20 protein-coding genes are annotated in these 22,823 nt (G+C 61.7%); 12 read left to right on the top strand and 8 right to left on the bottom strand.

From position 1 onward, the window contains the following. Positions 1 to 65: 65 nt before the first annotated feature. The 3 genes from M0D65_RS13445 to M0D65_RS13435 form a co-directional block, all read right to left on the bottom strand. Entirely contained in the window at positions 66 to 2,729 is a 2,664-nt protein-coding gene (locus tag M0D65_RS13445) for a TonB-dependent receptor (protein ID WP_266253108.1), read from the bottom strand. A gap of 330 nt (positions 2,730 to 3,059) precedes the next feature. Continuing rightward, positions 3,060 to 3,275 carry a hypothetical protein gene (locus tag M0D65_RS13440; protein WP_266253107.1) on the bottom strand — a complete coding sequence of 72 codons (216 nt, stop codon included), beginning with the start codon at positions 3,273 to 3,275 and terminating at the stop codon, positions 3,060 to 3,062. Positions 3,276 to 3,561: 286 nt separating this feature from the next. Continuing rightward, on the bottom strand, positions 3,562 to 4,473 hold the full coding sequence (locus M0D65_RS13435; protein WP_266253105.1) for a LysR family transcriptional regulator: 912 nt from the start codon (positions 4,471 to 4,473) through the stop codon (positions 3,562 to 3,564). Between the two features lie 152 nt (positions 4,474 to 4,625). On the opposite strand from M0D65_RS13435, the gene M0D65_RS13430 reads away from it, so the two are divergent. Continuing rightward, on the top strand, positions 4,626 to 5,852 hold the full coding sequence (locus M0D65_RS13430; RefSeq protein ID WP_266253104.1) for a M20 aminoacylase family protein: 1,227 nt from the start codon (positions 4,626 to 4,628) through the stop codon (positions 5,850 to 5,852). Positions 5,853 to 5,941: 89 nt separating this feature from the next. Continuing rightward, positions 5,942 to 7,237: an MFS transporter gene (locus M0D65_RS13425; RefSeq protein ID WP_091007801.1), complete on the top strand. Its 1,296-nt coding sequence runs from the start codon at positions 5,942 to 5,944 to the stop codon at positions 7,235 to 7,237. Between the two features lie 6 nt (positions 7,238 to 7,243). On the opposite strand, the gene M0D65_RS13420 is transcribed toward M0D65_RS13425, so the two are convergent. Continuing rightward, positions 7,244 to 8,068: an IclR family transcriptional regulator gene (locus tag M0D65_RS13420; RefSeq protein ID WP_266253103.1), complete on the bottom strand. Its 825-nt coding sequence runs from the start codon at positions 8,066 to 8,068 to the stop codon at positions 7,244 to 7,246. Between the two features lie 392 nt (positions 8,069 to 8,460). Here M0D65_RS13420 and M0D65_RS13415 point away from each other — a divergent pair, with 392 nt between their 5' ends. Beyond that, a complete protein-coding gene (locus tag M0D65_RS13415) occupies positions 8,461 to 8,829 on the top strand; it encodes a hypothetical protein (RefSeq protein WP_091007796.1) in 369 nt (122 codons plus the stop codon). A 9-nt stretch (positions 8,830 to 8,838) separates the two neighbouring features. On the opposite strand, the gene M0D65_RS13410 is transcribed toward M0D65_RS13415, so the two are convergent. Further along, on the bottom strand, positions 8,839 to 10,113 hold the full coding sequence (locus M0D65_RS13410; RefSeq protein ID WP_266253102.1) for an MFS transporter: 1,275 nt from the start codon (positions 10,111 to 10,113) through the stop codon (positions 8,839 to 8,841). Between the two features lie 161 nt (positions 10,114 to 10,274). Then, positions 10,275 to 11,918, bottom strand: coding sequence for a hypothetical protein (locus M0D65_RS13405; protein WP_266253101.1), 1,644 nt, complete (start codon positions 11,916 to 11,918; stop codon positions 10,275 to 10,277). A 291-nt stretch (positions 11,919 to 12,209) separates the two neighbouring features. On the opposite strand from M0D65_RS13405, the gene M0D65_RS13400 reads away from it, so the two are divergent. The 7 genes from M0D65_RS13400 (at position 12,210) to pcaF (ending at position 18,134) form a co-directional block, all read left to right on the top strand. Further along, positions 12,210 to 12,506, top strand: a complete 297-nt coding sequence (locus M0D65_RS13400; protein ID WP_266253100.1) for a DNA-binding protein — start codon at positions 12,210 to 12,212, stop codon at positions 12,504 to 12,506. Positions 12,507 to 12,528: 22 nt separating this feature from the next. Continuing rightward, entirely contained in the window at positions 12,529 to 13,665 is a 1,137-nt protein-coding gene (locus M0D65_RS13395) for a hypothetical protein (protein WP_266253098.1), read from the top strand. Positions 13,666 to 13,701: 36 nt separating this feature from the next. After that, positions 13,702 to 14,064 (top strand): hypothetical protein, encoded by a 363-nt coding sequence (locus M0D65_RS13390; protein WP_266253096.1) that lies wholly within the window; start codon positions 13,702 to 13,704, stop codon positions 14,062 to 14,064. After that, on the top strand, positions 14,065 to 14,850 hold the full coding sequence (locus M0D65_RS13385; RefSeq protein ID WP_266253095.1) for a hypothetical protein: 786 nt from the start codon (positions 14,065 to 14,067) through the stop codon (positions 14,848 to 14,850). A 54-nt stretch (positions 14,851 to 14,904) separates the two neighbouring features. After that, a complete protein-coding gene (gene otnI / locus M0D65_RS13380; protein WP_266253093.1) occupies positions 14,905 to 15,693 on the top strand; it encodes a 2-oxo-tetronate isomerase in 789 nt (262 codons plus the stop codon). Between the two features lie 19 nt (positions 15,694 to 15,712). Beyond that, positions 15,713 to 16,693 carry a D-erythronate dehydrogenase gene (gene denD / locus M0D65_RS13375; RefSeq protein WP_266253092.1) on the top strand — a complete coding sequence of 327 codons (981 nt, stop codon included), beginning with the start codon at positions 15,713 to 15,715 and terminating at the stop codon, positions 16,691 to 16,693. A gap of 238 nt (positions 16,694 to 16,931) precedes the next feature. Then, on the top strand, positions 16,932 to 18,134 hold the full coding sequence (pcaF, locus tag M0D65_RS13370) for a 3-oxoadipyl-CoA thiolase (protein WP_266253091.1): 1,203 nt from the start codon (positions 16,932 to 16,934) through the stop codon (positions 18,132 to 18,134). Between the two features lie 121 nt (positions 18,135 to 18,255). Here pcaF and fliD read toward each other — a convergent pair whose 3' ends face one another. Next, the gene (gene fliD, locus M0D65_RS13365) at positions 18,256 to 19,680 is read right to left on the bottom strand and encodes a flagellar filament capping protein FliD (protein ID WP_266253090.1); all 1,425 of its coding nucleotides are present in this window, start codon (positions 19,678 to 19,680) and stop codon (positions 18,256 to 18,258) included. Between the two features lie 173 nt (positions 19,681 to 19,853). Then, positions 19,854 to 20,819, bottom strand: coding sequence for a DUF535 family protein (locus tag M0D65_RS13360; RefSeq protein ID WP_266253089.1), 966 nt, complete (start codon positions 20,817 to 20,819; stop codon positions 19,854 to 19,856). Between the two features lie 346 nt (positions 20,820 to 21,165). Here M0D65_RS13360 and M0D65_RS13355 point away from each other — a divergent pair, with 346 nt between their 5' ends. Continuing rightward, on the top strand, positions 21,166 to 21,873 hold the full coding sequence (locus M0D65_RS13355; protein WP_091007755.1) for a response regulator: 708 nt from the start codon (positions 21,166 to 21,168) through the stop codon (positions 21,871 to 21,873). A gap of 146 nt (positions 21,874 to 22,019) precedes the next feature. Next, positions 22,020 to 22,817, top strand: a complete 798-nt coding sequence (locus M0D65_RS13350; RefSeq protein ID WP_091007752.1) for a carboxylesterase — start codon at positions 22,020 to 22,022, stop codon at positions 22,815 to 22,817. Positions 22,818 to 22,823: the final 6 nt, after the last annotated feature.

Raw genomic sequence — 22,823 nt, 5'->3', positions numbered from 1 at the left:
AAAAAAAAGCGGCCGCTCCGGACCATGAAAACCGGAGCGACCGCGAGAGGGGAAGCTGCTGCGCGTTAGAACTTGTACCTTGCGCCGATTTGCAGGTAACGACCCGTGTACGTGTACAGCGACTGATCGTAACCGGTCAGGTCGGTCTGGTTGAGCCACAGCGGATCGTACGGAGGCGCTTTGTTGAAGATGTTGTTGATGCCGCCGTAGATCGTCCAGTGCTTGAAGCCCGTGTACGTAACGTTCAGGTTGAACTGGCTATACGAAGCAGTGGAGTAGTCGAGACCCAGCGCATCGGAGTACGGACCCGTGTACTGCCATGCCAGATCGGCGGTCCACTTGTGGTACGACCACGACAGGTCCGTGTTGCCCTTCCAGCGCGGGAACGAACCGCCAAACGGCTGTGCGAGCGTCAGATCATTACCCGCGCCGTCGACCGACGTCACGCCGCCGATCCCGTTCATCGTAAAGTGCCACACATAGGCCCAGTCAGCCGAGAACCTGAACGTACCAACCCTGGTCGGTATCGACTGCGAGAACGTCGTTTCGAAGCCATCCGTATCGAACGACCCCAGGTTTTCGTACTGGTTGACCATGTACGCGATGGAACCATCCGGGTTGTAGACCGTGGCCGAAGGATTGATCACAGTACCGATCGCGTTGTCGACGTGAATCTTGTACCAGTCGAAACCCACGTCGGTCGTACGGGTCGGCGACAGTTCGAAGCCGATGTTGTAGTTCTTTGTCCGTTCCGGCTGCAGACTCGGGTTACCTTCGGTGATGACGTTTTCGTCCTGACCATTCGGACCAACCGGCATGATGCCGATGTTGGACGAGTTCGTATTTTCGAGGAACTCCGGTGCGCGGAAACCACGGTTATACGAAGCGTACGTAGTCAACTGCTGGATCGGCTGGAACCGCAACGCGAAACGCGGCGAGAATGCGCCACCGAAGTCGCTGTAGTGATCATAGCGACCCGACTGGCTGAACGTTAGCATCTTGTTGATCAGCGGAATATCGATCTGATAGTACACGGCAGCAACGTTGCGCTCGCCCGAAACCTGCTGCAGGTTGGGGTTCAGCACGTCGCCGCTCATCGTGTTGCCGCCTTCTTCGATCAGTTCGCTTTCATGCAGGAACTGCGTACCCAGACCCAGGCCGACATCACCGGTCGGGATATGGAACAGGTTTGGTGTCGACAGGGTGCCGTCGATAGCATCAAGCTTGGAAATGCCGAGGTTGCTCGCTGTAGTCAACACACCGTTCAGACCGTTCGGTGTCAGCGACGGATTCGCAAAGTCATAGGTACCGTTCTGGAGCGCGCTGGTCAGAGCGGTCGGATTGACCACACCGTTGAGCGTATTGCTTACCGTGCTCTGCGAGTGGGTGTACCCCAAATTCCAGTCCCAGTCTTCCTGTCCCACCGAAAAAGTCCCCTTCACCCCCGTTCCCACACGATAGAAGTTCGAATTGGTCACTGAGTTATACGTCGTCGGCAGGTAGCCAAAAAGCTCTTGCGCGGCGCCAGTCGTGTTGTACGGATTGCTGGCCGGAACGATGGCCGAATACGGGCTGACGGTCTTGGTGACCGGGTTGTACACGAGGCCGTTACCGACGAGTGTGGGCCCATCGTTCGTGGTCGTCGTGTTGTTACTTTCCCATAAGTCGGCATACGCCGTCGTCTGGTCGTTAATCTTGAAGTCCCCGTGAACCTTGACGTTAAAGCGCTCGGTCATCGGCTGAATCGAATAGTCTTGAGCCGTATTCTTCAGGCAAACGTTACCGGAGTTTATCGCTCCGGTTTGCGATGCGATCAGGCTGCTGGACGACGGCACGACTGAGCCGCCGGCGCAATTGCCCGGTACCGATGCGACACCTGTGTTGGGGTTCAGGAGATACGTCGGTGTCTGCACACTGCCGCCGTATGGCGAGTTGCTGAAGTTCTGGTTCGCAGTCGTGTCGCGATCGGCAAGCGTAAAGCCGTTGTCTTTGTAATAACTGGCGGTCGCAGTGATGTTGTAGCGATCGGACGTCAGGTTGCCGAAGCCCCCGAGGACGCTGAACTTGGTGGTGCCGGCGCCGCCCTGGGTGGCGCCGCCATAGCTGCCGTCGACTTCCAGACCCTGATAATCATGCTTCGTGATGATGTTCACGACACCCGCAATCGCGTCCGAGCCGTATTGCGACACCGCCCCCGTTTTGACGACTTCGATGCGATCGATCGAGCTCAGTGGGAGTGTATTCAGGTCGAAGAACTGGTCCGAGCCGTTGACGGCGAATGCAAACGGCGCAACGCGCTGACCGTCGACAAGCACCAGCGTGTACTTTTCGCTCAGACCGCGCAGTGCGATACCGGAACCGCCGGCGGCAAAGCTGTTGGAGGTCGCTTCCCCCCAACTATCAGCGGAGTTAGCCGAGATCGAGCGCATGTAATTGGCCACGCTCTGCTCCCCCGAGTTCTGGATATCCTTGTTCGAAATCACCTGAACCTGGTTGAAGCCGGTCTTGTCCGCCTGACGGATCAGCGAGCCTGTCACTTCGAACGTTTTCATCTGCTGGACGTTCTTGTCGCTGCTCGTGCTTGTCGAAGTTGCCGCCGTACCCGAAGCCGCAGCGACAGGCGCAACAGGTTGACTTTGCGCGAATGCTGGAACAGCGATCACTGTCGATAGTGCCAGTTCGGCCCAGATTGTCTTTCTAATGGCGATTGCCAATGCCCGTTTCTTCATCTCGCTCCTCACACTTGTCAGTAAGGTCATACGTTGTTATGCGGAGAGATATTTTTTGGACCTCTCTCCGCGATTCACGGCGTCGCAACATCGCGACGCCGTGTCCCGGCAAGCGTTGTTCTGGCGAGTGTTCTGGTACAAGCCAGTACACGCTCAAAGAATCGACAGTGCTGTTTAATATTTATTTTTATTACCGACTACTAAGGTTCGTTTCTATCAATTACCAAATAATGTTTTTTGTAATGACTATTTAGCTCAACTACATGTGACGAGGCCGGCGCAAGCGTAGCCGGCACCTTGTGCATCATTCGAGAGAAGTTGGATTGCGCGTCAAGCAACACCAGGCCATGAGTTCCAGCGGGCAACGCCGGTTAGGTCCATGACCAGGATGCTTGCTACAAAGAGTGACTCGTCATCACGCGGCAACAATACATTGATCAAAATTTGTTTGATCAACATCAAAAACTTTTTGCCCGGTAAACCGTCTGCGCTACGCAACAGTGAAAGCGCCTGCCGTTCGACAACACCCAGGCTGCGGGGGGGCATCGCACGAGCGAAAGAGCGATACGGCGTGGTGATTGAAGCGTCGCACGTCGTTTGGCGCTCTATGTGAGGAGATGGAAGGATCGGGATCCTTACCGTGTCTTACCAGCGGTATAGGATCTATCAACTGCTCCTCTCTGAGCACGCATGCGGTTACGGCGTGGATTGACGTGCTGATGCATGAATCACGCGAAGCGGCTCTGGAATCACATCGAGCAGCATCGCGCTTCTAGCGAATCGCCAAACGACTTCGCAAGTCGTTTTTCTCTGTAGCGGTGAATTGATGTTCTTAGCGGGTCAACCCACCGATCCGCTCGCGCGCCGCATCCTGCAGACACGACACGAATTGCAATGCCGCCGGCGTAGGCAGCAGGTCACGGCGTGACAGCACACTGATGTCATAACCCGGCAACGCTTCTTCGATCTCCACAACACGCACGCCGAGCGGCGCGACCGCCGCCGCGAGCGGTCGCGTGAAGCAGGCAATCACGTCGGTCTGCGATATGAGCCCGAGCGTCACGGCAAACGACGACGGCGCACGCAACACACGCTTCGGTACGGGTAACCCGTGCGCATCGAACATCGCATGCACCACGCTATGCGGCACGTCGTCGGTACCGACGGTCACGATCCATTCGCTATCGAGCAGTTCATGTAGCCGCCGCGCGTTAGCAAGCGGATGGCCGGTCCGCATCGCCACGACGAACTGTGTCGAGAACAACGGTGTCTGCACGAGATCCGCGTCGAGTGCCTGCACGTGGTGAGTCGTCGCGATATCGAGTGTGCCGTTGCGCAGTTTCGCCAGCGCCTCGGGCAACGTCACTTCCTCCAGATGCAGACTCACGAGCGGCATCGCGCGACGAAACGTCGATACCGCTTGCGGCAACATCGTCAGCGCGATCGACGGCGTCGTGCCGAGGCTGACCTTTCCGGCCAGTTCGCCCTTCACCTGTTCGACTGCTTCGACGGTGCGCTGCATGTCGCCGAGCAGCTGTTCGGCACGCGGCAGCAGCGCAAGCCCGCATGCTGTCAATTCGATGCCGCGCACGCTGCGGATCATCAGTTCCGCATTCAACGTGGTTTCCAGTTCGCGGATCGTGTGCGTCACGGCCGGTTGCGTGATACCCAGCTCCCGCGCGGCGGCGCGCAGACTGCGATGATGGGCGGCCGCGACGAACGCCTGCAGGTGCTGGAATTTCATAGGGTATTCCCGGAGATAAACACCGTTAATCACGGTAAAAAAAACAGCATCTTATTCGAACAAAACGGCGCCGATATAGTGCTGGCGAGTTTGCCGTGCCTTCCCGCTGGCCGCGGTACGCGAGATATCCGAATCCACCCATGGAGTCCCTGATGAGCGAAGCACCCCACGCCGCCGCCGCCGTTACCGCAGGTTCTGCGGCCGGTTTGACCGAAATCGCCGATCTGGCGCCCGCCGCAGAAGGGCTGCGCGAGATCCGCCATCACATCCACCGTCATCCGGAACTCGCCTATGAGGAAGTGGAGACCGCGAAGTTTGTCGCGGAGAAGCTCGAACACTGGGGCTGGCAGGTCACGCGCGGCGTGGGCCGCACTGGTGTGGTCGGTACGCTGAAGGTGGGCGACGGCACGCGCCGCATCGGCATTCGCGCCGACATGGACGCGCTGCCGATCATCGAGGAAACCGGCCTGCCGTATGCAAGCGAGACGCACGGCAAGATGCACGCATGCGGCCACGACGGCCACACGACGATGCTGCTCGGCGCCGCGCAACGCCTCGCCGCGACGCGCCGTTTCTCAGGCACCGTGCATCTGTACTTCCAGCCGGCCGAAGAAAGCGGCGTGGATAGCGGCGCGAAGAAGATGATCGATGACGGTCTCTTCGAACGCTTTCCGTGCGATGCCGTGTTCGGCCTGCACAACCATCCGGGCGCCGAGCCGGGCATGTTGCTGTTCCGCAAGGGGCCGTTCATGTCCGCGGGCGACAAGGTGTTCATCACGGTGAAGGGCGTGGGCGGTCACGCGGCGCGGCCGCATCTGACGGTGGACCCGGTGGTGATCGCATCGAGCATCGTCATGGCGCTGCAGACCGTCGTGGCACGCAACGTGGACCCGTCGCAACCGTCGGTGGTGACCGTCGGCTCGCTGCATGCGGGCACGGCGAACAACGTGATCGCGAGTACCGCGAAGCTCGAACTGAGCGTGCGCTCGTTCAGCCCGGAAGTGCGCGCACTGCTGAAAAAACGCATCGTCGAGATCGCTCAGAGCCAGGCGCAGAGCTATGGCGGCGAGGCCGTGGTCGATTACATCGAAGGCTATCCTGTTGTCGTCAATTCGGATGAAGAGACGCAGTTTGCGATCGACGTTGCACGCGAACTGGTCGGCGACGACAAGGTCGTCGCGCAGACCGACATCCTGATGGGCAGCGAAGATTTCGCGTTCATGCTGCAGAAGCGCCCGGGCACGTTTCTGCGCATCGGCAACGGTGTAGGCGAAGACGGCTGCATGGTGCACAACCCGCACTACGATTTCAATGATCACAACCTGCCGATCGGCGCGGCATTCTGGACGCGGCTCGTCGAGCGCTATCTGAGCCGTTGAGTCAACCGCTAGGGGAGCGCGTCACCGCCGCTGTCCCGACAAAAACGCAACAACAATCACACGCTATCCAGCGACAAGGACGACCACCGATGAACACGGCCACCCACGCCCTGGACGTATCACGACCCACGAGCCGCAGCGCGATCGCCGCTGCGGTGATCGGCAACTGGCTCGAGTTTTTCGACTTCACTGTCTATGGTTTTTTTGCGGTGATCATCGGCAAGCTGTATTTTCCGTCGTCCAATCCGACGACGTCGTTGCTGTTGTCGGTGGCGACGTTCGCGGCCGGGTTCTTCACAAGGCCGCTTGGTAGTGTGCTGCTTGGCGTCTATGCGGACCGCAAGGGCCGCAAGGCTGCTCTGAACCTCACGATCATGCTGATGGCGTTCGGCACCGGTCTGATCGCGATTACGCCGACGTATGCGCAGATCGGCGCGGCGGCGCCGATATTGATCGTGTTCGCGCGGCTCGTGCAGGGTTTCTCGCAGGGTGGCGAGTTCGGTGCGGCGACTTCGACGCTGCTCGAGCAGGGCAATAGCGCGCGGCGCGGTTTTCGCGCGAGCTGGCAACTCGCGACGCAGGGCGGTGCCGCGCTGATGGGTTCGGGTATTGCGGCGACGCTGTCGGCGGTGTTGTCGAAGGAGTCGCTGGAAAGCTGGGGCTGGCGTGTGCCGTTCGTGATCGGTCTGCTGATCGCGCCGGTCGGTCTCTATCTGCGCCGCCGTCTCGCCGACGATCCCGCAGGAGACGCGCACGGCATCCAGCGCGGCGTGTTGCGCGAACTGTTCTCCGACCATCTGCGCACGCTGATTCTGCTTACGCTAACGGTGATGGGCGGCACGGTCTCGACCTACATCCTCACGTTCTACATGCCGACCTACGCGATCCACACGCTCGGGCTACCGATGTCGCTGTCGATGCTCGTCGGTGTCACGTCGGGTTGCGTCACGTTGATCGCGTGTCCGCTGTTCGGCCTGCTGTCGGATCGTATGGGCAGTCGCAAGCGGCCGATGTTGATCGGTCGCGGCGTGCTGGTGCTGTTGCTGTTTCCGGCGTTCATCCTGATCGATCGTTTTCCATCGCTGGCCACGATCATGCCGCTGACCGGGCTGATGCTGCTGTTCTTCGCGATGGGATCGGCGTCGGAATTCGCGCTGATGTGCGAGTCGTTTCCGCGCCATGTACGCGCGACCGGTATTTCGATTTCGTATGCGTTGAGCGTGTGCGTATTCGGCGGAACGGCGCAACTGGTCGCTACGTGGCTGATTCGCGTGACCGGCAATCCGCTGGCGCCGGCCGGGTATGTCGCGACGTGTGTGCTGATATCGCTGGTTGCCATATCGCTGCTGCGCGAAACTGCGCGGACAACGGCTGCTGCGGATTGACCGCATTCAACTGCGCAGCGCAATCATCTCCGATACGCTCTGCGCCGCCTGTTGCAGCGGTTCGAGAAATGCTTTCACCATCTGCTTGGCCGAATTGCGCTGCGCGTTGCCGCTGATATTCATCGCAGCGATCACACGACCCTGGCGGTTGCGGATCGGCGCGGACAGCGAGATCAGTCCGACTTCGAGTTCCTGATCGACGATGGCCCACCCCTGGCGGCGCACCTGCACGATCGTCTTTTTCAATTCTTCCTTGTCGATGACAGTGCGCGGCGTATGCGCATAGAGCGGCGCGGAACTGAGCGTCGCATCGAGCGTGTCGTCGTCTAGGGCAGCCAGCAGCACACGTCCCATCGACGTGCAGTACGCGGGCAACCGGCTACCGATCGACAGGTTGATCGTCATGATCTTGTGAGTCGGCACGCGCAGCACATAGACGATCTCGGTGCGATCGAGCACGGCCGCCGAACAGCTCTCGTGAACCTGAGCGGAGAGATTCTCCATGACCGGCTCGGCGAGATTCCAGAACGGCATCGAGGTCAGATACGCGAAGCCGAGGTCGAGAATCTTCGGCGTCAGGCGGAACAGCCGGCCTTCGGCTTCGACATAGCCGAGCGTTTGCAGCGTGAGCAGAATCCGGCGTGCACCCGCGCGTGTCAGCCCGGTCGCGGATGCGACGTCGGTGAGTGTCTGCGCGGGATGCTCTGCATTGAACGCACGGATCACGGCAAGGCCGCGAGCGAACGACTGCACGTAGGAGTCGCCCGGTTTCTCGGGGAGCGGTTCGGCGCTGACAGGAACGGCAGAGGACGGCGGCAGGGCTTTGCTCATGGGCCTGTAGGAATCGCGTTCGCGAGAGAGTGAGTGCAGGGCGGCTCGCCTGCATACAAGGCGTAGCCGAAAGCCGTGACGATAGCTTATGAGTGGTCTTTCGCCAACCTTGCCGCGTTTTCCTGCTGGCTTGCCGGCATCGGAAACCCACTTGCGCACAGCGGACAAGCGCTTGATTATAAATAACTTGTTGTCTTGAAGGGCGTTGCCGTCTCGTAGGCGGAGGTGGCCCGAGTGGTCCGCACGTTGCGCTGATTCGACCGCTGACCATGTGCTACGCTTTGCAAAGGCACGCACGAGAACTGAATCATCGGCGGATCGTATACGTGAAGCGGCGAGGATCGATTCAGCAGGAATAATCGAGTTGTTCGACTGACATTCGGGGAGCTGCAATGAAAAGAGGGTACCAGGTGGTGCTGATCGGCGTCACGCTTCTAACGGGGTGTGCAACCGGGACGACCGTGCGATACGACAGCATGGGGCCGGCGATGTCGCTGATGTCGCAGCAGCAGAAATGCTATCTCGTGGCCCAGACCGCGTCGGCCGCGGCGCATTGGCGCGATGACGGGGTTCCCGTCAGCGAAGCGCATGCGCGACTCGACGCCGTCCTCACACCGATGCGCGCACCCGACGACTACAAGGAGCGCGTGCAGGAAGGCATCGATACGACCTATCAAAGCCACATCACGGCGCTGGAGCTCTATGCAAGCATGAAGGGTGCGTGTCGTGCTGAAAGCGCGCGAGTGCCGCCGGCAAACTGAACTGCAACCTCATGGAAGCGCCGCCGGCGCCTGTCGTTGCGACACCGGCACCGGCGCAAACGCGCACGCAATGCCCACTGCAGCAAGCCCAACGATCGACGATCCGATATAGAGCCACGTATAGCGCCCGGACAGATCGAAGATCCATCCACCGATAACCGGCCCTAGCGCCATCCCCAGGCTAGATAGCATCGTCGCGGCACCGAGTACGGTGCCGATGATCCGCGTACCGAAGTACTCGCGTGCGAGCACCACATAGAGCGGCATCACGCCGCCGTAGGCCGCGCCGAAAATCAATGCGAGCGAATAAAACTGCTCGAGACGATGTGCAAACAGATAGCCGCTGATCACCAGCGCCTGTATCAGCAGTCCTGCAACGAGCACGCGTTTCGCGCCGAAGCGGTCCGCGAGCACGCCGAGCAGCAGACGACCACCCAGCCCCGATAGTCCCTCGACGCTGTAGATGCTGACCGCCGCCATCGGCGGAATGCCGCACAGGATCGCGTAGCTCACCATGTGAAAGATCGGCCCCGAGTGGGCGGCGCAGCAGGCGAAGTAGGCGAGTCCGAGCGCAAGAAACTGGCGGCTGCGCAGCGCATCGAAGACGCGCATTCCTGCGGCGTCGGCGTGGCGGTCGGGTACGTTGCTGTCGACTGCAACCGCCGCCTCGGCGGCCGGCGGTCGGCGTACCAGCAGTGCCGCCGGAATCAGGATCGCGCATGCGAGCACGCCGATCGACAGCATCGCGGTCCGCCAGTCGTACGCAGACACCAGCCAGCGCGCAAACGGCGAGACGGTCATCGGTGCGACACCCATGCCCGCCGAGACCAGCGAGACCGCGAGACTGCGCTGACGGTCGAACCACTTCGAGGTGATCGCCATCATCGGTGCGAAGAAAGCGCTGGCCGCGAGCCCGACGAGGATGCCGTACGTGAGCTGAAACTGGAGCAGCGACGTGGCGCGACTCGCGAGCGCAAGTGCGACGCCGAGCAGCACCGCGCCGGTCAGCACGACGGGCCGCGCGCCGATGCGGTCGCTTGCCGCGCCCCAGCCGAATCCGCTCACGCCCATTACGACGAAGTTCAGCGTCATGCCGCTCGAGATGCCTGCGCGGGACCAGCCGGTATCCGCGGAGATCGGTTGCAGGAAGATCGCCAGCGAGAACATCGCGCCGATCGCGATGCACGTCATGACCGCGCCGGCGCCGACGATGGTCCAGCGATACCAGTCGGCTGACGAGCCTGCCGGATCGGTTGAAAGCGTTTTGTCGTGTTGAGGGGGCATGGGTCGCTCCGTTCGTGGGGTTTCGGTGCGGTTTGCTGTGCTCCTGCAGCTACGACGAATGGGAACAGGCTAAATCGACAAGAAGGCGGCGAGCCTGCATTCGACATGGCGTACGCGGACCGCCAGTCAACGAAGCCCCGCCGGCGATCATCCCGGGCGCTTCATCCTGCTTCGAGCAGGATGTTCGCGATTTCTTCGGAGAATTGCGCCTTACGGCCGGCAATCAGCACGAGCTCAGGATTGTCCGGATCGCGCTGCGCTGCCGGCATGCCATGTGCGAGCAGCGCGCGAGTGCAGGCAACCAGATCGCCGTCCGCGACCGGTTCGTTGACGGACGCCCACGACAGCGTGCCGATTACGTCCGAGCCATAGCCGTGTTTTTCCTGCCAGCTTGCGCCGTGGGCTAACAGGAACGCGGCCAGATCGGCGTTACCGTTAAACACGGCCTGGTTCAACGCCGATGCACCCCAGTCGCCGCCGGGCGTGGCAATCGGCCAGCCAAGCTCGACCATCACGCGAACGGCCGCGTCAGACGATCCCCAGGCGATGGTGTCGGGAAGCACGCGCAATTGCGCCTCCTGCAGCGAACCGGGCAGATCGGGACGTAGCGCCTTGATGCGGCGCGCTTCGGCAGCGTCGGCGCGTGCGCAGGCAGCGACGAACTGCTCATCGAGCGAAAGCGGCTCGGCTGCGCCTGCGCGACTCAATACGTCAGCCACGTCCGGCATGCCGACCTGCAGCGCGAGCCGGTATGCGCCGATGCCACCGGGCGTGCGTGCCGATGCGTCGGCGCCGGCGCCCAGCAACGCTTCGATATGACGAGGCGAGCGTCGTAGTGCGATCGCGCGTAGCAAGGGGGCGCCCCAGTCGCTGGTCGGTGGGCCGCTGGCGGGCTCGTTGGCATCGCCGCCGTGGGCGAGCAAGAGTTCGAGTGCTTCGGCCCGCGGCATGTCGAGCGAGCGGCGCAGCGCGTTGGTTCCAGCAATGCGGGCGCCGCGTAGTAACAACAGACGGGTGCACTCCGGGTTCTCCAGCGAGTGATATAGGGACTCGCCGTCGTTGGGATCTGCGCCGGCATCGAGCAGCAGTGTTGTCAACGCGGGATCGCGGTTGACCCCGGCGGCGCCGTACAACGCGGACAGAGGTCCGTTTTCGTCAGGGGTTGCCAGCGACGCCGGCGGATAGCGGTTGCCGATTTTCTGGTTCGGATCTGCGCCGGCCTGCAACAGGTACTGTGCGCTTCGGTACAGCCGGTCGTGGAACTCCGGCAATTCGGCTAGTCGCGAATGCGTGATCGCGACGAGTGGCAGCAGTTTTAACGGGCCACCCGGGCGATCGATCCACGTCGGGTCGGCTGCTGTGGTCTGCCGCAATTGCGCTTCGTCTCCGATCGCGCAGGCGATATAAGGATCGCCGCTTGCGAGATCGGGATTCTCGCGCAGAATGCGGGCGGCCAAAGATGGCCGTGGGAGATTGGTATTGCCCGTTACGTCGCCGCCGTATACGAGTGTCAACCAGCGACTCAAACGGAGCGCAGGCGCGTCCTGCCGCAGTCGTAGCGCCTCGACATGATCCGCAAGATCGGCCCACGAGAGAAAACCATATTCGCGCGCGATGCAGGACTGGGCGTCGTGCAAACGCAGCGGCTGCGCCGAAGTATTTTCAGCGCGCGGGTTTCTGGCAGATGGAAGACTGCGTGTGAACCGCGCGATCGCGTCGCTATCGCCGGCTCTATAGAGACGAAGCAGATCTTTTGCCTGCTTCTTCAGATGCTCGAGATTAGGGTGCTGGGGTAACAGTTGCATGAAAACCTCCGTGCATGAGATCGCCGAAGGCCCGCAATGCCGGCGGCACAAAGGTTCTGGCTGCTGTCCTCGATCAACACAAGTGGGTTCAACCCTTTCCGCGGGCCCGGAAGCGGCTTGCAACGCTGTAAGTGTGGAAGCCTAGCGAGGGGAGTCTCGGGCGTCAAGTCGGGCACGGCTTCGAAGCTGTCAGATAAACAAGCGCAAATCGCATCTGGCACGGGTGATATCAATGCTTGCAGTTCTTCGCGAGTACGTTATCGTTGATAGCACTTGTTGTGGGAGCGTGGAATGGCAAATCTTCTGGTTCGCGGGGTTGATGATGCGTTGGTGCAACGCCTGCGTGAACAGGCCGCTGCACATGGGCGCAGCGTTGAGGCTGAACACCGGGAAATCCTTGCGCGTGCATTACGCCGCCCGAGAAAGCGCAGCCTCGCCAGGGTGTTGATGAGTATGCCGGACGTGGGTGAGGATGCGGACTTTGGGCGCGTGGATGATTCGCGTGAAGCCGCAAAACGGCTCGCCAATCTTGGCGGTAGCCAGAAAGGTATCAAGAGACCACCGCGTCGCCGGCGTGATGTCGAATGATTCTTGTTGAGATGAGGAAAACATGTACCTTTCAAGCGTCTCCACACGGCGCACAGAATCATCGACTAACCAGCGATCGACACGAGCCCGCAAACTGATCGTCGCGCTACTCGCTCCACTTATCTTCACTGCAAGCGCCTGGGCCGGAACGATACCGGTCACCGCACTCTCGCCGATCCAGCCCGCCAGCACCGGCACGGGCATCACATCCGAGTCGAGCAGCGACGCATACGACTACGTGTACGTACCGACGACAGCAAGCCAGCGACAGAATGTGCTCGTCGTATTCCTCGGTGGTTCGACGTCGACGCCGTCCAGCTACACCAGCATTACCGCGGAAGCCGCAAGCGACGGTTACGGCGCGATCGATCTACGTTATCCCGACAGCACGATAATCGGCACGTCCTGCGCGTTATCGCTGACGCCCGCTCTCAAGAACGCCTGCTTTGCGAATGAACGCGGCGCGACGATTTTCGGCAGCGGCGTGGCGTACGCGTCTGGCTCGACAAAATGGAGTTCGCTTGGTGTGTCGGTCACGCTAGCCAACTCCGTCGTTAATCGTCTGGTCGGATTGCTCGACTATCTGGTCCATACGGACACGGCTCGTAGCAGCTACTGGAGCCAGTTCCTGATTTCGGATCGCACTTCACCCTATGTCACTGCCAACGAGGGACCGGTGTATCCCGACTGGTCGAAAATCGTCGTCGCTGGGCACTCGCAGGGCGGTGGACATGCCACGTTCATTGCTTCTCATCTTTCTGTGCTCGGCGCGATCATGTTTTCGTCCGTCAACGATAACGTCGCCGGTGCGAGTGCGAGCTGGATCACCGCGTCCCCGGTGACGCCGCCTGTCCGTTACTGGGGGCTCGTCAACGAGAGCGATCTGGCGTCGAACGGCTACAGCTCCGCGGTGGCCACGAACTGGGCCGGTCTGGGCGGAGTGGGAATCGGTTTCCCCGCCAACACGGCGACAGTTCAAATTGCCGACGGAGCCGGTGCGCCCCTTGGTGCGCATCGCCTCGTCACGACCGGGCCAACCTGCGCCAACAACGCTATCGCCGATCTCGCGTGTCACGACAGTACGGCGGTCAACGGCGCGTATCTCACGGATATCACTGCAGCGTGGGACTACTTGTTCGGGGCTGCAGGTTCACAGTAAGACGCTGTCTTGCGTCGTCACCTCAAGGAGACATCGATGAAGCGGTGGCATCGACTGCTACAAACAGCGGTCTTACTCGTCGGCGCGATCCTGTCGCACGCTTCTGTTGCCGCGCTGTTCGCCGGCGAGCAAATCGAAACAGACGCCGGCTTTCCAACCTTGACGAAATTTATCCCGGGCGACCCAGGCCGGCCGCTCGTGGTCTTCGTTCCGGGCGCGCATCACAATGCGCGGATTGCCTATGGTGGCCACACCGGCAGTCACGACGACGACTTCGTTGCTTATTGGCTGGTGCGCGAAGGCTACAACTTTCTTGGCGTCTCGTATCCGTTGACCACCCGCGACCCGGTGATCACCGACACCTACCCGAACTACGATGCGCGCGACTGGGGAAAGTAGGTGGCAGCCGCCGCACGTCGCGCAATCGATGAGCACCATCTGACACGCAAGATCATCGTGATCGGCTGGAGCATGGGCGGTCGCAGCGCCGAGCCGATCGCAGAGGCGGCGAGAGAACAAGGGCTGGACCTCGCGTTCTTCACCTCGTTTTCGGCGACGCCGGGCATCATGGGGTTGGTCGACATGAATGCGAACTTCCCGATGACGGCGAGCGGATACGCGGACCGCAGCAACATCTACCCGATGTTCATGAAGCAGATCGCACTAGAAAACGCGATGAACGGCCACACGATTATCGACACCACGAGCTATCTGAACGATTACGTGGGTGACATGCCGGTGAATCTCGAAGGCTACGGCTTGCACTATCGCGACGGTCGGTTCGTGCGCGACAACTGGGCCGACGAAGAAGAATTCAGGGTCTACGCATACGACAAACTGCCGTACATCGCAGCGCTCATGCCAAACGAGCCGCTTGACGCAAGACACGCGTTGACGGATCAGGCGAACTGGGGGTTCGTGATGACGAACAAGATTCAGGCCACCATCGATGCCAGCAAAGTCGATCTGAACGCGATGCCGCGTGCCCGCTGGCTCGCATTGATCGACCTGGTCCGCAGCGCGCCGCAGCGTTTGTCCATCGAGATGAACGGCGACCATTTCTTCTTCATCGGTGCTGCTGGAGCGCATGAAACCGCACGGGCAATCCAGACGCTCGACGACCGGGTTGCCGGATTCAAATCGCAGCTACAGGATCTCGTGCCGTTAAAAGCGACGCCGAACTGATCAGCCGCTGAAGCTGTACACGCCGAATGCCATTGCCTCAAAGGAGTTGTCCCCATGCTTCGCTTTGCTGCGAACCTCACCATGATGTACACCGAGCACGCCTTTCTCGACCGCTTCGCCGCTGCGGCTAAAGACGGTTTCAAGGCTGTCGAGTATTTGTTTCCCTACGATTTCCCCGCCACCGAACTGAAGACCCGTCTCGACGAAAACGGTCTCACGCAAGTGCTCTTCAACGCACCGCCCGGCGACTGGGCCGGCGGCGAGCGCGGCATCGCGTCGCTGCCGGGACGCGAAGACGAATTTCGCCGCGGCATCGATACCGCGCTCGGCTATGCGCGTGTGCTTGGCAACCGCAAGCTGCATGTGATGGCCGGCCTGATTGCCGCGGGTGAATCGCGCGAACGTCATCGCGAGGTCTATTTGCAGAATCTCGCGTATGCCGCGAATGTCGCACAGGCCGAAGGCATCACGATTGTCATCGAGCCGATCAATACGCGCGATTTTCCGGGCTTCTTCCTGAACCGCCAGGACGATGCGCAATCGGTGTGCGCGGCGGTCGGCGCGCCGAACCTGAAGGTGCAGTTCGATTGCTATCACTGTCAGATTGTTGAAGGCGATCTCGCGGTGAAGTTGAAACGCGATATGGCCGGCATCGGCCATATTCAGATTGCCGGCGTGCCCGAGCGCCACGAACCGGATACCGGCGAACTGAACTATCCGTACCTGCTCGATCTGATTGATTCGCTCGGCTACGACGGCTACATCGGCTGCGAGTACCGGCCGCGCGCGGGTACTTCGGCGGGACTGGGTTGGCTCAAGCCATATCTGCGGGACGCACTTTGATTGAAGGACGAACTCCGTCATGAAAGTACTGATTACCGGTGGCGCCGGCTTTCTCGGCCAGCGCCTTGCACGCGAACTGCTGGCGCGCGGCACGCTGAAGGACGCGGAGGGCAAGCCGCAATCGATTACCGAACTGGTTCTGCTCGACGTCGTACGTGCCGCGGATGCCGGCGACAGCCGCGTGCGCACGGAAGTCGGCGATATCGCGGATCGCAGCGTGCTGGAGCGCGCAATCGACGGCCGTACTGCAGCGATCTTCCATCTGGCGGCGATCGTCAGTGGTCAGGCGGAAGCGGATCTCGATCTCGGCATGCGGATCAATCTGGATGCGTCACGTCTGCTGCTCGAAACATGCCGGCAACGTGGACATCGACCGCGCGTGGTGTTCACGAGTTCGGTGGCGGTGTATGGCGGTGACATGCCCGAGATCGTGCAGAACGATACTGCGTTGAATCCGCAGTCGTCGTACGGTGCGCAAAAGGCCATCGCGGAGCTGCTGCTGAACGATTACACACGACGCGGTTTTATCGACGGTCGCGTGTTGCGGCTACCGACTATCAGCGTGCGGCCGGGCAAGCCGAATGCGGCGGCATCGTCGTTTGCGAGCGGGATCATTCGCGAGCCGTTGAATGGCGTTACCGCGGTGTGTCCGGTTGCGGGCAGCACGCGCGTGTGGCTGCTGTCGCCGCGCAAGGCGATCGAGAGCCTGATTGCCGGGCTCGAAATCGATGCGGCGTTGCTAGGTATGCAACGCGCGCTGAATCTGCCTGGCATCTCGGTGAGCGTCGACGAGATGGTCGCGGCGCTGCGAGAAGTGGCCGGCGATACCGTCGCGCAGCGGATCGTCTGGGAGCCCGATGCGCGTACGGAGAAAATCGTCAGTAGCTGGCCGGGGCGTTGGGACACAACGCGCGCGGAACGGCTCGGCCTGACCGGCGACCGCACGTTCGCCGAGGTGATTCGTGCCTATATCGACGACGAGCACATTCAGATTCGCTGAAGTTGACAGTCTTTCCCGCGTGCGCCTATTATCGACCTAAATGTTCGTTAGACGATCTCGTTGTTCTTATATAGAACAATTTGCGTCGACATCGAACCTGTTCGTCAACGCCTTGCGCCAGGCTCGTTCGATACGTGCTGTGGCCCAAGGCCACTCGTGCATGGCATGGCCACTGCGCATGTGCGCTCGTCGCGGCAACGCATGGCGCTGCGCGTTGCCCATCAACTGGAGACATCTCATGACCGAAGCTTTTCTGTGCGACGCGATTCGCACGCCGATCGGCCGCTATGCGGGTTCGCTGTCGCAGGTGCGCGCCGACGATCTCGGCGCCGTGCCGTTGAAGGCGCTGATGGAGCGCAACAAGGAAGTGGACTGGAGCGCAATCGACGACGTGATCTACGGTTGCGCGAACCAGGCCGGTGAAGACAATCGTAACGTCGCACGTATGTCGTTGCTGCTGGCAGGCTTGCCGCAGGGCGTGCCGGGCTCGACGGTGAACCGCCTGTGCGGCTCGGGCATGGACGCGGTGGGCATCGCGGCACGCGCGATCAAGTCCGGCGAAACATCGCTGATGCTAGCGGGCGGTGTCGAAAGCATGAGCCGTGCGCCGTTCGTGATGGGCAAGGCGACCAGCGCGTTCTCGCGCGAGGCCAATATCTTCGATACGACGATCGGCTGGCGCTTCATCAACCCGCTGATGAAGCAGCAATACGGCGTCGACTCGATGCCCGAAACCGGCGAGAACGTCGCGCAGGAATACGGCGTGAGCCGGGCCGATCAGGACGCGTTTGCATTGCGCAGTCAGCAGAAGGCGGCACGTGCGCAGCGCGACGGTACGCTCGCGCAGGAAATCACAGCGGTAACGATCGCTCAAAAGAAGGGCGATCCGCTCGTCGTGTCGCAAGACGAGCATCCGCGCGAAACCAGTCTTGAGGCACTGGCGAAGCTGAAGGGGGTTGTGCGTCCGGACGGCACGGTGACGGCCGGCAATGCATCGGGTGTCAACGACGGCGCGGCGGCCTTGCTGCTGGCCAACGAGGAAAGCGCGAAACGGTTCGGTCTTACGCCGCGCGCACGCGTGCTGGGCCTTGCGACTGCTGGCGTTGCGCCGCGCGTGATGGGTATCGGTCCCGCACCCGCGACGCAGAAACTGCTCGCGCGCCTGAACATGACCATCGATCAGTTCGACGTGATCGAACTAAACGAAGCCTTCGCCTCGCAAGGACTCGCGGTGTTGCGCCTGCTCGGTATCGCGGACGACGATCCACGCGTGAATCCGAACGGCGGCGCGATTGCGCTCGGTCATCCGCTCGGGATGAGCGGCGCGCGTCTCGTCACGACCGCGTTGTACCAGTTGGAGCGCACGCGTGGACGTTTCGCGCTGTGCACGATGTGTATCGGCGTGGGGCAGGGCATTGCGCTTGCGATCGAGCGGATCTGACGCGCCAGCGACCTAACGGCGGCGTGCGCAGTACATCGCGCACCGCCATAACCAACGCCATCATCGCGAGTTCAAACTCGCCGATCGAAAAGCGCGCGAGAACCGGCGAATCCCACGCCTGTTACTTGTTACGCGCAAGCGCCCCTGCATTGTTATTGCCGCCAAACAACTGCGTCAGATAGTTCTTGTTGTTATTCATCGTCGTCATCAGCTTGTTTAGCGCGGTGAATTGCGCGTTGTACTGCGAGGTCAGCGTAGTCGAATAGGTCTGCAACTGCTTCGCCTGATTCTGCAACGTGGAGAGATCGGAGTTGAGCGCTTGCGTGCGCGTGTCGATAAGACCGCTCGTCTGCACGTAGTTCGTCGCGAACTTGTTCAGCGACTTGCCGATGCCGTTCGACGTGTTGAACAGCGCAGCCACCGAACCATCGTGCGACGTCAACGCGGTTTGCAGCTTCGCGTTGTCGAGTTTGAGCGTGCCGTCGTGCTGCAGATCCATGCCGATCGCCGACAGGCTGTGCGTCTTGCCGCCCGCCGCGACGCCGCGACTCAGCGTATCCGCGAGACCGTTGGTGATGTCGCGCAGCATCGCGTCGCCAAGCAGCGGGCCCGCCTGCGAGCCGGCCGCCGCGTTGGGCGTGTAGGTCGACAGCGAATGCGCGGTCGTGACATATGCGTTGTACGCCGTGACGAAGTTGTTCAGTGCGGTGGTGCTCGCGGTGTCATCGGCGGCGACGGTCAGGGTTTGCTTCGTGTTGGCCGCACCAGGCGCAAGGTTGATCGTGACGCCGGGCAGCGCATCCGAAATGGTGTTGGTCGCGCTTTTGACCGGGTTGCCGTCGATCGTCAACTGCGCGTCCTGTGCCGCGCTCACTTCCCTGAAACCCGACGAATTGAGCCGTGCATCCACACCGCTGCCTGCCGCGAGCGAGACGGTGTTCGCCGCGCCAGTCGCTTTCGACGTAACGACGAGGTGTTGTCCGTCGGCGGCACTGACGACCGTCGCCGTTACCCCCGGATTATTCGACGCACCGTTGATCGCCGCGGCAACGCCCGCGAGCGTATGGTTCGACGCATCGAGGTTGACGTCCATCGACTTGCCGCCCACGGCCACGGTCAACGTGCCGCTGCCGAACGTCGTGTCTTTGGCGAATGCGTTCGACGACAGCTTGTGTGCGGTCGCAACCGTCGAGATATCGAGCGCGTAGTTGCCGCCCGTCGCGCCGGTCGAGGTCGTCGCGGTGAGTCCGTTGCCGCTCGCCGTTGCCGAGAATTTCGCCAGCGCCGAGCCGTCGGCAAGACCGCTGACCGCGGTTTGCAGCGCGGACAGCGCCGCCTTCAGCTTGCCGATCGCCGACAGCTGGGTGTTGTCGAGCGTCTGCTTGTTGGTGATCTGCGCGTTGCGACCGGCGGTCTTTGCCGTGACGAGCGCCTTGACGAGATTGTCGACGTCGAGCGACGAGTTGGTCGACCCGCTGATGATGGACTGCGCCGCCTGGGCGAGCAGGTTGCTGGTATCGGTGGAAGTCGGGGTTGTGCTGGCCATGCAAAGCTCCGTGCGTGTGCGGCGTGATCTCCGGGCGGTCTCCGCAGATTGAAGCCGGATGCCGACCCTCTTTTATGGTTTACGGTGCCCTTTCATGAAACTTTACGTAATTATCGAAAAAGTTTCGTAAGGTTCGAGGGACTTGCTTGTTTGCGTATCGGGTGTCGCTGTATTCAGCCCGCCAGGCTGCGCTGAATCTGCCGCGCGACATCTTCACGTAGTGACTGGCGCTTGCGCCGCAGCGCGTTGCCGGCCGTCACACTGTCGGCTCGCGACGCATAGCGGGACGGCGGCGCGAGCACGAACCAGCCGTTCCAGCTCGCCACTGCGCCGCATTCGCGCGACAGCCCGTCGTAGTCGGCGGCCACGCGCCGCTTGCGCAGGAAGTAGCGCCAGCTGCCATAGATATGCGCCTGCTGCGACACGATGAAGGTCCCGCCGGTCCCCAGTCCCGCGGCGACGCATTGCGCCAGGTAGACGATGAAGATCTTCGGGCGCAGCCCGTACCAGCGCTTCGTCAACGCGCGAAACAGCTCGCGGCCGTTCACCGAGGCGTCCGGTCCCTGGACCGAGCCGACGCACAGGCGCGGGCGCCGCCGCTTGCCGCCGAGGTACGCAATGCTGAACGTGCACGACACGGCACGTCTTCCAGTGGCATCGCGAATACACAGCGTCCAGTCGCCTTCTCTCTGGAACTGCTCGAGCGATTCCAGCGTGATCAGCCAGCGTTCCGCGCCGACCGAAAAACTGGCGATGGCCGCGTGGCCTTCGCGGGCAATCTGCTGCGCGAGATGCGGCACGCGCTGGAGTGTCAGCGCCTGGTGATCGAGGCTCGCAGCGAGCCGTTCGCGGGAATTGAAGCCGCCATGCAGGAACGGCCGGTGCGGCCGTTCGAGCGCACCGGGATGGCGGACGATGAGCTCGCGCAACGGCGAAATCGAACAGCGCCTGAGCCAGACCGTCGTTGCTTTCCACCAGAGTATCGAGCGCAGCCACAGTCGCACCCGGCGCCAGCGATGAAACAGCGTGGCGTCCGGATAGACCTTGCGTCCGGCGTGCCGGATCATCGAGAACGAGCGCAGGAGGTCGCCGATCCAGAGCGAGCACGCGGCAAGTCTTGCGACCAGAAAAGGCGTCACGCGTGGTCCTCCCAAGGTAGCGATGGGGTGGATGCTAGCGACGCATGTCACCTGCGGCTGTCGAATTGAGCGCAGAATTGTCGAGTTTTGTGGGGGCGCCCGAAGCGGGCCAGGCGCTTCCGCTAAGCTGTCGCGCCCGGCCATTGCGCGCTGCATAAAAAACGTCGAAGCGCGTGGCGGCCAACGCGGCCGACTCGCGATAACCGATAACCGGTCCGGCCCGGTATCATGTACGCCGACTGCGCGTTTTCGCGCCGCGCAGCGGCCGTGGCGCACAAGCACCGCGGTACCTGGCAGCGCGAACCATGCCGGCCTCCGAACCCAGTCAGCCTTGAACGATTCGCCCATGTCTTTCCGGATTCTGCTCGTCGAAGACGACAATCGACTGTCCGCACTCGTCGCCGGCTACCTCAGCAAGCACGGTTACGAGGTCGACGTCGTGCTGCACGGCAACGACGCCGTGCCCGCCATCCTGAAGCGCCAACCCGATCTCGTGATCCTCGACGTGAATCTGCCGGGTAAGGACGGCTTCCAGATCTGCCGCGAGGCCCGCGAACATTACGACGGCATCATCATCATGGTGACTGCGCGCGACGAGCAGTTCGACGAACTGCTGGGCCTCGAATTCGGCGCCGACGATTACGTCCACAAGCCGGTCGAGCCGCGCATCCTGCTCGCGCGAATCAAGGCGCAACTGCGCCGCGTGTCGGGCCGTACCGCCGAGGTCCCGAACCAGCCGGACAGCTATACGTTCGGCAAATTCGTGATCAACCGCGCGAGCCGCTCGGTGATGCTGCCGGACGGCAGTACGCCCGATCTGACCTCTGCGGAATTCGATCTGCTGTGGGTGCTGGCGCGCCATGCCGGCGAGGTGGTGAGCCGCGACGACCTGATGCGCGCGCTGCGTGGCGTCGAATTCGACGGACTCGACCGGACCATCGACGGCGGTATTTCCAAATTGCGTCGCAAGCTGCACGACGACGCAGGCAATCCACAGCGCATCAAGACGATCCGCAGCAAGGGCTATCAGTTCAGCAAGATCGCGTGGGAATAGCCGCTGCGCTATGAGACGGGCCGCAACGGTCCGCAAGACGGCGTAACGCGCGCCCGACAAAACTCGACACAGCGCACCTCAAATCGACAGTCACGCGCGCGTGGACTCTCTACTATCCGGGCTTCGCTGCTCTACAAGCCCGTGTCATGTCCGCTTCCTCCACTCCGGCTTCCCGTCACGCCGTTCTGATGATTCATGGCCTCGGCGGTACGCGTCACGACTTCGGTTCGCTCGACAGGAAGCTCGAGGAGGCCGGTAGCGACGTCTACCTGCCGTCATTGCCGGGTCACGGTTCGTCGCCGGACAAGCTGAACGACGTGAGCCTCGGCGACTACATGCGGCTCCTGAGCCAGACCTACCGCGAACTGTCGACGCGCTATGAACGCGTCGACGTCGCGGGTATTTCGATGGGGGCGCTGCTCGCCCTGATGCTGTGCGCCCGCGAAGGCATCACGCGTGGCCGTCTGATCCTGCTGTCGCCGCCGCTTTTTCTCGACGGCTGGAGCGCTTCACCGATGCAATGGGCGCGGTATGTGCTGTACTGCGTGCCGGGTCTGCGCAATCTGATCCGTGTGCCGGAGAACGAACCGTTCGGCATCAAGAACACGCGCATTCGCAACCTGATCCGCCGGCACATGAAGAAGGGCAGCGGCGTGCACTATCCGTACGTACCGCTTTCGGCGATCGCCCAGGTGGACTGGCTGCGCTTCGCGGTCAAGCGCGCGCTGCATCGCGTCTCATGCGAAACGCTGGTCGTGCATTCGGAAGAAGACGAAGTGACGAGCATCCGCTCCGCCGAATTCCTGTGCGACAACCTGGGCACGCGCGACGTCACGTTCGTGCGCCTCACCGACAGCTACCACATGATCACGCTCGACAACGAGCGCGACACCGTTGCCGCCCGCACCGTCGACTTCGTGCGGCGTGAGGGTATGCTAGCGTGAGCCGCG

This window comes from Paraburkholderia sp. CHISQ3 (assembly GCF_030464945.1).
Taxonomy (GTDB): domain Bacteria; phylum Pseudomonadota; class Gammaproteobacteria; order Burkholderiales; family Burkholderiaceae; genus Paraburkholderia; species Paraburkholderia megapolitana.
Note: the sequence above shows the minus strand (reverse complement) of the source record. Positions and strands in the feature narration are given on the sequence as shown.